15 protein-coding genes are annotated in these 12,362 nt (G+C 47.4%); 6 read left to right on the top strand and 9 right to left on the bottom strand.

Annotation, left to right across the window (positions count from 1 at the left end; genetic code table 11):
• Positions 1 to 1,836: a type I restriction-modification system subunit M gene (locus tag MTP40_RS01190; protein WP_207685109.1), complete on the bottom strand. Its 1,836-nt coding sequence runs from the start codon at positions 1,834 to 1,836 to the stop codon at positions 1 to 3.
• A 212-nt stretch (positions 1,837 to 2,048) separates the two neighbouring features.
• Here MTP40_RS01190 and MTP40_RS01185 point away from each other — a divergent pair, with 212 nt between their 5' ends.
• The 6 genes from MTP40_RS01185 to MTP40_RS01160 all read left to right on the top strand — a co-directional run bounded on the left by MTP40_RS01185 (position 2,049) and on the right by MTP40_RS01160 (position 5,191).
• Positions 2,049 to 2,435 (top strand): helix-turn-helix domain-containing protein, encoded by a 387-nt coding sequence (locus MTP40_RS01185; protein WP_156074453.1) that lies wholly within the window; start codon positions 2,049 to 2,051, stop codon positions 2,433 to 2,435.
• Entirely contained in the window at positions 2,435 to 3,130 is a 696-nt protein-coding gene (locus tag MTP40_RS01180; RefSeq protein ID WP_156074451.1) for an ImmA/IrrE family metallo-endopeptidase, read from the top strand. Before MTP40_RS01185 ends, MTP40_RS01180 begins: the two co-directional genes overlap by 1 nt.
• A gap of 91 nt (positions 3,131 to 3,221) precedes the next feature.
• Positions 3,222 to 3,392: a hypothetical protein gene (locus tag MTP40_RS01175; RefSeq protein WP_156074450.1), complete on the top strand. Its 171-nt coding sequence runs from the start codon at positions 3,222 to 3,224 to the stop codon at positions 3,390 to 3,392.
• A 179-nt stretch (positions 3,393 to 3,571) separates the two neighbouring features.
• Positions 3,572 to 4,252 carry a DUF4417 domain-containing protein gene (locus MTP40_RS01170; protein ID WP_156074448.1) on the top strand — a complete coding sequence of 227 codons (681 nt, stop codon included), beginning with the start codon at positions 3,572 to 3,574 and terminating at the stop codon, positions 4,250 to 4,252.
• Entirely contained in the window at positions 4,252 to 4,644 is a 393-nt protein-coding gene (locus MTP40_RS01165; protein ID WP_156074446.1) for a hypothetical protein, read from the top strand. The genes MTP40_RS01170 and MTP40_RS01165 overlap by 1 nt, the downstream gene beginning before the upstream one ends.
• 4 nt (positions 4,645 to 4,648) lie before the next feature.
• Positions 4,649 to 5,191: a hypothetical protein gene (locus MTP40_RS01160; RefSeq protein ID WP_156074444.1), complete on the top strand. Its 543-nt coding sequence runs from the start codon at positions 4,649 to 4,651 to the stop codon at positions 5,189 to 5,191.
• Positions 5,192 to 5,457: 266 nt separating this feature from the next.
• On the opposite strand, the gene MTP40_RS01155 is transcribed toward MTP40_RS01160, so the two are convergent.
• The 8 genes from MTP40_RS01155 to MTP40_RS01120 all read right to left on the bottom strand — a co-directional run bounded on the left by MTP40_RS01155 (position 5,458) and on the right by MTP40_RS01120 (position 12,316).
• Entirely contained in the window at positions 5,458 to 6,168 is a 711-nt protein-coding gene (locus MTP40_RS01155) for a recombinase family protein (RefSeq protein ID WP_197039565.1), read from the bottom strand.
• Positions 6,169 to 6,408: 240 nt separating this feature from the next.
• Positions 6,409 to 6,762, bottom strand: a complete 354-nt coding sequence (locus MTP40_RS01150) for an LPD28 domain-containing protein (protein WP_156074442.1) — start codon at positions 6,760 to 6,762, stop codon at positions 6,409 to 6,411.
• 14 nt (positions 6,763 to 6,776) lie between these two features.
• Entirely contained in the window at positions 6,777 to 7,115 is a 339-nt protein-coding gene (locus tag MTP40_RS01145; RefSeq protein WP_156074440.1) for a DUF3846 domain-containing protein, read from the bottom strand.
• A 12-nt stretch (positions 7,116 to 7,127) separates the two neighbouring features.
• Positions 7,128 to 7,844 carry a Sak single strand annealing protein gene (locus MTP40_RS01140; RefSeq protein WP_249259680.1) on the bottom strand — a complete coding sequence of 239 codons (717 nt, stop codon included), beginning with the start codon at positions 7,842 to 7,844 and terminating at the stop codon, positions 7,128 to 7,130.
• A gap of 62 nt (positions 7,845 to 7,906) precedes the next feature.
• A complete protein-coding gene (locus MTP40_RS01135) occupies positions 7,907 to 8,839 on the bottom strand; it encodes a YqaJ viral recombinase family nuclease (RefSeq protein ID WP_156074436.1) in 933 nt (310 codons plus the stop codon).
• Positions 8,836 to 9,174, bottom strand: coding sequence for a DUF3848 domain-containing protein (locus tag MTP40_RS01130; protein ID WP_156074434.1), 339 nt, complete (start codon positions 9,172 to 9,174; stop codon positions 8,836 to 8,838). The genes MTP40_RS01135 and MTP40_RS01130 overlap by 4 nt, the downstream gene beginning before the upstream one ends.
• A gap of 11 nt (positions 9,175 to 9,185) precedes the next feature.
• Positions 9,186 to 10,121 (bottom strand): DUF932 domain-containing protein, encoded by a 936-nt coding sequence (locus MTP40_RS01125; protein ID WP_207684745.1) that lies wholly within the window; start codon positions 10,119 to 10,121, stop codon positions 9,186 to 9,188.
• A gap of 455 nt (positions 10,122 to 10,576) precedes the next feature.
• The gene (locus tag MTP40_RS01120) at positions 10,577 to 12,316 is read right to left on the bottom strand and encodes a recombinase family protein (protein ID WP_249259679.1); all 1,740 of its coding nucleotides are present in this window, start codon (positions 12,314 to 12,316) and stop codon (positions 10,577 to 10,579) included.
• Positions 12,317 to 12,362 lie beyond the last annotated feature (46 nt).

Below are 12,362 nucleotides of genomic sequence, written 5' to 3'. Positions count from 1 at the left end.
TCAGCCTCCAATGATCTCGTCCAGAAGGCCGTCGGTTTCCTTCTCAATCGCGCGAATATCCGCTGCGATTTCGTCCAGCGTCCGCAGCTGCACCGGCTTATAGAAATATTTGGTAAAGCTCAGCTCGTAGCCCACTTTTTCACTGCCCGGTTTCACAAACGCATCCGGCGCATAGGGGTGTACTTCGTTCTGAATAAAGGCATCGATCCCGCCCTCGTAGGTAAAAGGAATGATCTCGGTGTCACCGCTGCGCTCCTTGTCAATGACAGGATTGCCCTTTTTGTCCAGCAGGATCTTGCCGTTTTCATCGCGCTTTGGCTGCTGCATTGTCACCTGCCAATAACCGAATTCGTGATTTTCAAAAACCTTACTGTATTCCGGGTCTGCCTTGTCAAATGCAAGATACAGGTCCAGAATCTTTTTGCGCAGTGCAGCATTGACTTCGCCGTTTTTCTCACCAAGGTTCTTGCGCAGAGGAGCTTTCATGGTGGTTGCATCGATCAGTTGCACCTTACCTTTACGCTGAGCACTCTTTTTGTTGGAAAGCACCCAGAGATAGGTGCCAATGCCGGTATTGTAGAACATCTTCTCCGGCAGCGCCACGATAGCTTCCAACAGATCCTGCTCGATGATATATTGACGCAGATTGGAAGGCCCCTGCCCTGCCTTGCCGGTAAACAGTGAAGAGCCGTTGTGCACCTCTACAATACGGCTGCCCAAAGGGGTATCCTGCTTCATTTTGCTGATATTGTTTGCAAGAAACAGCATCTGCGGGTCGCCGATGTCCGGCAGGAGTGAAAAATCCTCCCCACGATAGGTGACCTGAAAACGTGGGTCCGTGATATCATCTTTCTTGGTAAAACCCCATGCGGCCAGATCCTTTTTCCATGACGTACCAAACGGCGGGTTTGACAGGCAGAAATCGAAAGTTTCTCCGGGAAAGCCATCATTAGAAATGGTCGAGCCAAAGAAAATATTATTCGCCTGGGAGCCTTCACCCTTAACAAGCATATCGGCGCGCGCAATCGCGTAGGTTTCGTCTGCATTCTCCTGACCATACAGATGGATGGAAACTTTTTTACCGGCCTTTTGGGAAAGCCTCTGAATGCGCTCTTCCGCAACCGTCAGCATACCGCCGGTGCCGCAAGCGCCATCGTAAATGCGGTAAGTCGTGCTCTTGATCTGATCTTCAATCGGCACAAAGGCAAGATCAGCAATCAGTTCCACAATATCACGGGGCGTAAAATGACGTCCGGCATCGGTGATATTCGTTTCCTCATTGAATTTTCGGATAACTTCTTCAAACACGGTCCCCATCGTGTGGTTATCCAATCCCGGCAGTTTTACACTGCCATCCGGGTTGAGCACAGGACGGCTGCTGAGGTTAATGGACGGGTCAACAAACTTGGAAATCAAAAGCCCCAGAATGTCATGCTCGGAAAGCTTATCAATCTGGTTCCGAAACTCAAATTTTGTGATGATATCCTGTACATTTTTGCTGAATCCATCCAGATATAGAATGAAGTCCTGCTTCAACTGCTGCTGATTTGTACGGGATTTCAAATCGGACAGTGTAAAAGGCGAACTATTGCAGAACGCCTCGTGTGCAACGGAACACAATGCAACATCCTGCTCCATAATGCCTGCGGCATCCAGTTTTTGTTTCATGGCAAGAACGGCCTGTTTTGTCGGTTCCAGAACTGCGTCAAAGCGGCGTAACACGATCATCGGCAGAATAATTTTTCGGTAGTCGCCTACATCGTAAACATCAACCAGACAGTCATTGGCAATGCCGAATACAAACGACACCAGCTGATTGAAATTTGCGTTTTCCATTGGTATAATCTCCTTCTTATGCTGTCACGGATAGAACAGTAACTCTCATTTTACATAACGATTATACATTATTTTCGTCCAGATAGGAATACATTCCAGATAGAGAACTTTCCAAAATTTTTGTGCGATGCTCTTGACAATGCGCAGAAATGGGGTATAATGGTGTTAGAAATTAGCGAACACGCTGATTTTGAACAAAAGGAGGAAGCCCTATGCCTACGGAGGAAAAATTCGGGACATTTATCAAGGAGAAACGAATAGCCTGTGGCATTACGCTGCGGGGACTCGCATCTGAAATCGGCATTGCGCCTGCCTATATGAGCGACATTGAGAAGGGACACCGTTACCCACCGGATAAGGACAAACTTTATGCAATTGCTACAACGCTACATTTGTCCGAAGACGATCGGGATAAAATGTTCGATCTTGCTGCGAATGCAAAGGAGAACACGGTTTCTCCGGATCTCCCGGAGTACATCATGGGCAACGAACAGGTCCGTGTTGCACTCAGGATGGCGCGCGATACGGATGCCGGGGATGATCTCTGGCAGAAGATGATCGAGATGATGGAAAAGAAGGAGCGTGGCGAAAGTACCTGATGTTTTACTATCGTTATTCACCGGAACAACTGGAACGCGCAGCAGAACAGCTGCTTCAGAAGTTTGACCCGGAGTTGCTGAAAAAGCCGAAAGAATATGATGTGTACCGTGTGATCGAGGAATGCCTCGGTGTTGATTACGATTGGAAGTACATCCGCCCGGATCAAGCGATCCTTGGATTGACTGCTTTCAACCCTGGCTATATCTGGGTTTCTCCGGCACCGCATCTTTATGAAGGGATTCAGCCCGAAAGGATCTACCTTGAAAAGGGCACGATTTTAATTGATGCCACTTTGACCGAGGGAAACAATATTGGGCGTGAACGTTTTACGGTGATGCACGAAGTTTTTCATCAGGTTTTGCACAAAGACTGTTTCCGGCGGGAACCACCTGACTATGTACACCAGACGACCAAGTGCACATTATTCGGGCAGAAGAAAAAACTAGTCACCGCACTGGATCACATCGAGTATCAAGCAAATACCTGTGCAGCAGATTTTCTTATGCCAAGGAAAACGGTTCCAACCGTGTGGCGCTCGATTTCTGGATTTGATCGGCCAGCACATGAAGATTATCGGACGGAAGATTATATTCGGAAAATCGCCCAGGTCTATCAGGTATCCAGACAGGCAATGAGGTATCGGCTGAGGAATCTTCAGCTCATTGTCCCGCCTACAACAGCTTACTTAACCTAATCAAAACTCAGGGAGTTTCGACTCCCTTCATTTTAGAGCAAGGTGTTATGTTTAAGCGAACACGCTTATATAGAAAATCGAGGAGAACATTATGAATTCAAATGGAGTTGTCTACCGTTGTAATAAAAGTTGTCCGATTGGAAAACGCTGTTTTATCCTTAAAACAGCTGCGATGCTAGAGGAACCAATTACTGTTTGGCATAAGTGTGTTGCCAAAAAGGAAGATATTCCGGTCACAATCGGTGGAAAGCCACCACCTTAATGCTTTGAGAAAATGATATTGCTTGCAAATAAGCCGCAGTGACGTGCTATATTGCAGAACTTCTAGACATTTTCAGTGTCTGATTCTGCGTACATGTTGCTGCGGCTCTTTCTTTTTTGGAGTGAAAGCGAAATGTATTTTTATCTTAAATCAAGACATTATAGGAGGTATCTGTTATAATGATGGTAAAGCGTAAAGCAAACCTTGATGATGGTTGCAGCCCGGAGTTGGTTGCAGGTGCGGTGTTTGACGGAGAACTCGAAATTCCTGTTATTCATGCTCCGGCAGAAATCGTAATTCCATCCGGCATCACGCCATTTTCCAAGCGGGAGAAAGCGATTGGAACCGATGAGGCCGTTGGATTTTTTGAAAAAGACCCTGTATTTTCCAAGGTTCTTATTAATCCCTCGTCTTATGTTGAAGATTTCAGAAGGTTCCGCTTTCTGCTGCCGGTTGATTGTTCTCTCTATCGGGACGCACCACTGGCTGTTCAGGTAGCGAATCTCTACCGTAGCAGAGCACTTGGCAGCTATTACCAGCGCAATGGCTGCAATGTTTATCCGCTGGTTCGCTGGGGCAACGAACTGACCTATACGACCCGGTACTTTCCAGAACGCATTGCTTTTCTTGGTATTCCGAAGCACAGCATTGTGTGCCTTGGAACATATGGCTGTATTAGCAGCCGTGAAGACAAGCACGAATACAAAGCTGGACTCGACGCGATGATGGATGCTTTGAACCCGAAGGTCGTACTTGTGTACGGTGCTATGCCTGATTCTGTATTTGGCGACTACCTTCGCTATGCAAAGTTTGTTTCGTTCCCAGATTGGACGAGCCGTATGCATGGAGGTGATTGCTAATGGGTGGTGGAAAGGGCGGACTGTACATAGGAACATATAATCCCAGTGATACAAAAACGGATTTCTGTACCTTTTCTAAAAATGTAGAGAAAGTTTCCAAAAAATATCCGCTGAATCCAAGTGGATATTTTGGAGAAAAGGGAAAGAACCATCGTGTGATTGTAAGTGACAATCCCATTGAAACCTCCGTGGACTTTTACAAAACTATTAGCTGTGGCGGAAAAGAGTCTCAGCTGTCTAACGGAAAGGGGGTCCAAACTGTTTTTGAAGATGGCACTCGGATTGTCTACCGGGTCATAACTTCTACGCCTGATAGTCCGGCTGTAGATATAACGGTTAACATTGAATCCCCAGTCAAAAAGCAAAAAATCCATTTCATCAGAAAGGACTAACACAATGGTACAGGCCAAATTCACATCTGAAATGATTGACTGCTTGAGGAAACTCATTGGTGAATCCTTCGTCAGTTATGACGGAGCTATTATGAATCAAACGGCTTATGGAAATCTACAGCTTAATACAGAGCATTTTTCTGTAGAACTTCGAAACGAGGTTCATCCCTTTTCTCTTTTTTCAGAAGTTGAAGATGTCTCTTGCTTTTCTTGTATCTTCAAAAGAGCGGGTACTATATTCGAACCGTTTTGTGAGGAACCGTGGAAAACAGTACCAATTAATGAAAAAATAACAGGAGTCTCCATTGTCAGCGATACTGTCATTGTAAACGATGATGAATACGCTATCACTTTTGATATGGCAGTTATCATTAAAACAGAAAAGCATCAATACTCCTTTTCCAGAAACTGGTTTTTCTCGGAAACAATAAACCTTTCTGTCGATAAAGGACTTGATGATGTTTATCCAATCAGTCGCGTTATTGCCGACTGGAACGACGATGGCAATCGACGAGTCTCTGTCCAACGCAGTATTGTTTCTCTGTAATGGTCCGTTGGCTAGATACCTTCAGCTTTCTGTTTTTAATCGAACAGACACTTCACATTGCGACGTAATCGAAATCAGGCATGTTGACAGGAGCCTCCTTCTGAGTCTACTGAATAGCAACGAAATTCCTGCTTTCAAGATGGGAAAAATCCGAAAGATTTACAAGCAGAATCTAATTCACTACATGAGCCAATACCAGTAAATTCATCAAAAAAGAACATGACGGTTCCTTTTCAGGATCCGTCATGTTCTTTCCTTGGCAGGCATTACTCCATCGGCCGCATACTTTTTGCCGCTTCCTGTTCCTCCCGAATCTGCCGCTTATACTTATAATAGGTATTGCGAGCCAGCCCTGTAAGCTTCATGCACTCGGCATCGTCCAATGTTCCGCCAAATGCTTTGCAGTGCGTGCTTATCACCCGCTTGGCTTCTCTGGCTTTCTTGGTTTCAAACCCATCACCTTTTCTGTGGCCAACCTGTTTTCCGTTTAGCTTGGCAGTCAACAGTCCTTCACGGGTACGCTGGTGCAGGTCGGCCACCTCCTTTTCGGACTGCTCAAATGCCAGCTTGATCTGCTCCTTTGCCAAAACCATCAAATATTCATTGATGCCCTTTAAGATGAAGTCCACGTTTGTCCCTGTCATGGCAATGCTGCCGGACAGGGCCTTTTTGTAGGTTTCTGTGTCGATGTGATGCTCTTTCAGAAATACAAGACAGATACCCTTATGGTAGAGGTCTTCGTATAGGGCAAATCCTTCCTCTGCATTTCTGGACATTCGGGACACGGAATCAAAAACTACCATATCCCCCGCCTGCAAAATCCGATACAGCTTGTTCCACTCCGGGCGCATTATCGAAGTCCCGGTATAGGCTTCCTGCACGATATGGGCAGTCGGATATTCCGCTTGGATGTTTCGTATCTGGCGGTCGATGCTTTGTTTTGCAGTCGAAATTCTGCAATAGCCATAAATGCTCATAAAATTCCTCGTCGTCTCAAAGATGACGAACGTCATCTTTAATCGGGCGATTTGACCGTGCAAATCGCCCATGTTGGCCTAAAATTGATACGCAATTATCGCACGGCATTTTTAATACACTCCAAGCAAGCTAAGTGTCGCTCCTCGCCCACCTTTGAATTTGACTTTTCGCGGGACGGTATATGCCGTCCCCCTTTCAGCCAAATTCAAAAGCGTGCTGCGTCGTGACACCGCTTGCTCTTATCTGCGAGTCATGTATGTATTCATAAATTCTGCCACGGTCGTGCAGGGCTTCTGTTTTTTCTCTGCTCCGCCGAATGGATCATAGTTCCAGTCAGTTTCTTCGTCAATATATCGCCGCCCATCGTCCGGCAGTTCCAGCGGTTCAGTCAAGATGATGGTTCCCCACTGGTTGACCATGATAAAAGGTGCGATTTCGCAGGGGATACCACGGCATTCATCATCGTGCCGGACATCATAGGCATACAGCCCTTCGGGTACGGTATCCCTCTTGATGCGGATGCTGGTGAACAGTGCGGGCTTGCCGCAGACAGTGATTTCTTCGTAGTGCTCGGTCATAGCATCGTGGGTCATAGTGTGCGCCCTCCTTAAAGCGCAATTAAAAATGCCCGGTATTTTTCGGTATAGTAAGCAATCTCTTCTGCTGTCAGTGAGGTCATGTTGCCCTCACTGTCTGTTCCGGCGATGAAACCAGAACCAGCCAGATAATCTGCGCCGCCCCAGAGCATCCGGTTCGGCGGCAATTCCAATAGTTTGCCTTCATCATTGCAGACCAACGTGAATTCTGCGCCGAGGTCACACAGAGGCAGGCATTCGATGTTACCGCCCACAAATTTCTGCATAGCTTCAAGGGTATAATCCAATTCAACCACTTTGGGCGGCTCCATTGGCAGGAGCGCAAGGACTTTGATTTTTGCTTCTTTCATCCTGAAATCTCCTTATGCTACGTTAAACCTTGTGGCCTTATAGCAGTCTGCGCACATTCCCTCATGGGTGGCTGCAAACTCTGCGGCCTGCATGATGGTTCCATCTTTCAACTTGACCCGTTTAATAGGCTGATTGCAGCGGGCGCAGATGCAAGGGACTGGCGGCTGTTCCGGTTTGGGAGTAGTTGCAGCTTTCTGTTTGGTTGGCTTCTGGGAATCATCCACAGGCTGCACAACATCATCCGGCAAATCCTCTCCGGCATAGACATACAAACCCAGACCAAACATAGCAAGATTCTTGACCAAGCAACGTATAATGGCCTTGTTTACATCAAACATGGATGCAGCATCTACTGTACGTTCCTCCATGCCGATTTTCTCTCTGCGGCGGGTCTGCGGGTTGTAATCCCACTTTGGCGTAGTATAAGTATACGGAACTGCTTTCATCGCTTTGTTGGAACTGTCCAAAACCGGAAGCCACATTTCGTGCGAAATGCCCTCAATGGTAACGGTAGTGTATACCATGAAGCCTGTGATCGGGTCATAGACATAGGGCAGGCCGTTGAACTTTTTGACCTCGTAACTTGCCGCAGGATAGAGCTTTTTCACTTCCGCCCATGCATAGGCCCAGCTCACATATTTCAACTCTGTGTTGCCGGATTTCTTGACTTCCAGATGATCCTTGAAATCCACGGCAGATAATTTTACAAACGGATTATCGGTTACCATAAAGATACCTCCATGAAAAAAGACGGCAGGAAAATCACTTCCTGCCGCCATAAACCACAAATTTATGCCGCATGAACAATGGTGAACCTGCGGCTGCTCACATTTTTGCTGTACTGGTTGAAGATGTCCGGCTGTTCTTTCCGAAGCCTCTGGGAATCCACCCGCTTACTTTCGGAGGACACCCAAGACACCTTATAACCGGGAGCCGTTCCATACGCTGCATCCTGCATTTCCAGCTTGACCTGCTGCTCAATGGCGGTTTTCTCCTGCTCCAACTGCTCGATCTGACTGGAAAGCTCCTGCCGCTTGTCCAGCAGACCACGCAAAGAGGTCAGGTCTGCATTTTTGTCACGATTGTCAACCTCATACAGTTGGTTGATCTGCTGGGTGTCACCCTCACTGCCGTTCGGTGCAGGCGGAATCTGGGGCACAACATAGCGTGTCCAGAAAAGTTCCTCCTTGTCGATAAGGTCAGCAAGCACCTGCTTATCAGTAACAATTTTGTGGATGATAAGCTCTTTTCCCAGAATCAGAGCTGCCACATACCAGCAGTCGAAGCCACTGACAACGAGATAATGGTCAACCCGTGCCAGATAATGCGCCGGAATCTTGCCGTTGGCCCACTTGTCCGCAGAGAACGGAGAAACCGTTTTACACTCCAAGCCAGCCTTCTGCCCGACGATCAGGCGGTCGAAATCAGCGAGAAGCAACGGATGCTCTTCACTCTGGTAGATGGCATTTGCCCTGCGGGCTTTCAGCCCGGTTTCCTCCGAGAATCGTTGCGCCACATAGTCCTCCAAGTCACGCCCCTGCCGCATGGCCTCATTGTCGATGTCCTCAATGGTATCGCTGATTTTGTCGTGGTAGACCTGAAATGCGGAGCGATAGGGATTCACGCCCAGAATCGCACCGGCATCCGTTCCGGTGATGCCGCATTTGCGGTAGCGAAGCCAATCTTCTTTGCTCAAATTCAGTGTAGATACAAGACGTTTCATGCAATATTCAACCTCTCTTTCATGTGTTCGTCTGCAATGGAGAAATCGTATTCCACCAAGTCTTTCAGAATCGTGGAAAACTCACCTACCAAGGTGCGATTATCGTCCAGCCACAGAGCATACAGAAAATCCAAGATATTCCGCTGCACCCGCAGATGGTTCCAATAGCGTTCGTCCAGCTTGTTTTCGCTGGCAAGGTCGATCAGCGCACTTGCAATGGTGCTCTTGATTGTAATTTCGTAAGCCAGAGAAACCCGCATCTCAGGTGGAACACTTTCGGTTTCTTTCAGGAACTCAGAAAATTCGTAGAAAATGCGGTTGTTTACATCGTTCATAGAAACCTCCTTTATGCTGCGGCCAGCACCATCTTATAGGCGCGGTCAATCATGGGATTTCCCTCTGCGGTACGCAGGAACAGATTCTCGTTGTAGTTCCGGGTCTTACGGATGGGATCTGCATGGGTGGCAAAGTCCGATACGGCATTGACAAACCGCCAACCATTCTTGCCGACCCAGGACAGGTCAGGAGCATTGTAATAGCGGGCCTTCAAATCTTCCTGCAAACGCAGGTTATTCTTCCGCTGGCCATCGGACAAATCCTCTGTAATCGGGAAAAACTCATTGATGAACTCCTGCACCTTGCGGTCAGACAGTTTGATGTTGGTCAGGTCATAGATTCCCTTTCCAAGTTCTGCCATGTAGCTGTTGGCAAGCTGCAAAGTTTCGCGGGCATCCTGCACCCGGAGCAGGACGTTTTCGGTGTGCTTTGCCGTCCAGATACGCTTTGCAGAACCGAGAGCCAAATTCAGGGTGTTCTGGCAGACCACCCGAACAGGGGTCATTGCGACCTTGACACCAGAACTGCCATCATGGCTGTTGAAGAACACAAGATATGGGGTCACTTCGTCTCCGGCAATGATGTACTTTTCAGGCAGCTTTGCCAGCATCCAAACCTTCTTGCCACCCTGCAAGGAGCCTGCGGTTTCGTAGGTAACACCCTCGCCCAGCAGATCGTCGGTGAACTGGAATGCTTCCTCGTTCTGCACGATGCGATAGCGGTCAGACACCACGCCGAGAACGGCATCATCGGTACTGCGGACATTGGCACGATAGCCGGAGATCACAGCTCCGTTGCCAGAGTAGATGTTACGACTCTCGACCTGCCAATCCAGGCCAGCCAGTTCCAAGGCTTCACGGCTTGCAGGGGCTTCCATAACGATGCGGCCAAGGCCATGCCAAGGGGTCTCACGGACAGAAAACATGATTTCAACATTTGCAGGCATAATAAGTTCCTCCTGTTTTTGATGGATAATTATTTCTTTTCGAGTTGATGTGCGGTCCAGATGATGAGTGCAGCAGCGGCCTTTCCGATTGCTTTTGCTGCCTCAAAGGATACTTTTGCGATGATCTCAGCCATTGGTATTACCTCCCATTTTTCAGTAAAATAAATGACCTGAGGACAGTGCGAAACTTTTCCTCAGGTCTTTTCAATAAGATAATATATAAATAAAATCCTACGAAATACGCTTTAATTCGTGCCGAGTGTGTCAGTTGTGTCAGAAGTTCATAACAAACTTTTTATATCATCATCATCCATATTTTCCCATTTTTTCTTTACTTTTCTCTTGTTTTTAACAGAAGCGATAGTCTGTATAGAAAGAGAGATAGATAGTCTGATAAAAGTATAATAAAGTTTTCTTGAAAACACTGACACACTCGACACAACCGGCACACTCCCTTACGGATGAATTTTCGAGCGGATTCCTACTACTACGGTGAGATCAGTCCAATCCCTTCTATGGATTTTCTGGTTCCGCGAAGCCTTGAACGCTTTGGCATCTTCAAATGGAATCACGAAGCGAGCCAGCTCCATAAAGCCGTCCATCGTACAAGATGTCATATTGATGCCTTTTACCTCGGACAGTTGGAAATCCAGTACCCACCGAAATTCCTCATTGCTTACAGGCGTGATCTGTGCTACACAGCTGTTAATAAGTTCCCTGCTGACATCCGTTTTGGCCGCTTTCTGCCACTCGTCCAGCTTCTGGGAAATCAGCTTCATATCAATACTCCCACTGCGTTCATCCTCCTGTTCGATGCTCTCATACTGGGATTGTAACTCGGCGATCTGCTCGTCCAGTCCCTTGCGGCGTTCCATCAGCTCCTGCTTCGTGATAACTCCGTCAGCACACAGGTCAATATACCTGTCCAGCCGTTCTTTTTGTTTGGCGATGCTGTTTTCCAGCATTGCCTTTCTGGAAATACGCACAGTCTTTTCCTCTGCCATGCAGCGGTTCAGAATCCGGTATACCTCTTTGACGGTCTTACCTTTATCAAACGTCAGATTCTGGAATACCTTAGATGCCATTAGATTCAGCTTCCATTCACTGATGGCTTTGATTTGGCAGCTGATCCCCAAATCCAGACCATGTTCCTGTAAGTAGCTGATGCTTGGCCTGCGTGTACGGCGGTAGCACTGAAACCCGTGAACAACTGCCCCGTCACGGTTTACTCTCCATTTGAACTGGATAAAGCCCGCTCCACAGCTACACCGCAGCTTTGCTGTCCAGACAGATTTTGGCGTATTACGCATATATTTGTGCTTTTTGGCGTTCTCATCGATGACCCGTGCAGACCGTGCCAGCAGAATCTGTTGGCATCTGTCCCACATCTCTTCTGATACCAACGGCTCAAAATCCCCTTTCACATAGACGTAGCTGCTCTCGTCCAGATTTTTCACACGTTTCTGCGTCAGATAGCCGTCACTGTGGGATTTGTTATAGCAGATGCAGCCTTTGTAGGTTGCATTGTGCAAAACACGGCTCACTTTGGAAGCGTCCCATGATACATGACCGCCTGCATCCAGTCGTCCCAACCGATATAACTCGTTTACGATTTTAGTAAGCCCTTTTTCGCCATCCGAATACATCTGGAAAATCAGCCTCACAGTTTCGGCCTGATCCGGGTCCGGAATGTAGGTTCCGTTCTCCCTGCGGTATCCCAAAATGTTTCCGCTGCCATACAAAACGTGTTTTTCCCGGCTGATTTTCTGCCCAGCCTTTACTCGCTCTGAAATCTTCCGGCTTTCATCCTGCGCCATAGAGGACATGATCGTCAGACGGAGTTCTCCATCGTTGGTTGCCGTATTGATGCCGTCATTGATGAAAAACACATTGACCCCCATTGCCTTCAGTTCACGGGTATAGGACAGAGCATCCACCGTATTTCGTGCAAAACGGCTTACTTCTCTTGTAATAATCAGGTCGAATTTACCTTTTCTGGCATCCTCCATCATACGTAGGAACTCCGGCCTTTTCTGCGCCTGCGTTCCTGTGATGCCCTGATCCACATAGACCTCTGTAATTTCCCAGTCGGAATGGCGTGAAGCTTCGATTTTATACCATTCCAGCTGGTTTTCCAGTGCATTGATCTGTGCCTCGTGTTCTGTTGAAACACGCGCATACACTACAGCTCTCATACATACCTCCGTTGATTTTATGCTTTTTCAGGCAAAAAGAAAGGCT

Origin of the sequence: Faecalibacterium sp. IP-3-29, assembly GCF_023347335.1 — a bacterium.
Taxonomy (GTDB): domain Bacteria; phylum Bacillota; class Clostridia; order Oscillospirales; family Ruminococcaceae; genus Faecalibacterium; species Faecalibacterium duncaniae.
Note: the sequence above shows the minus strand (reverse complement) of the source record. Positions and strands in the feature narration are given on the sequence as shown.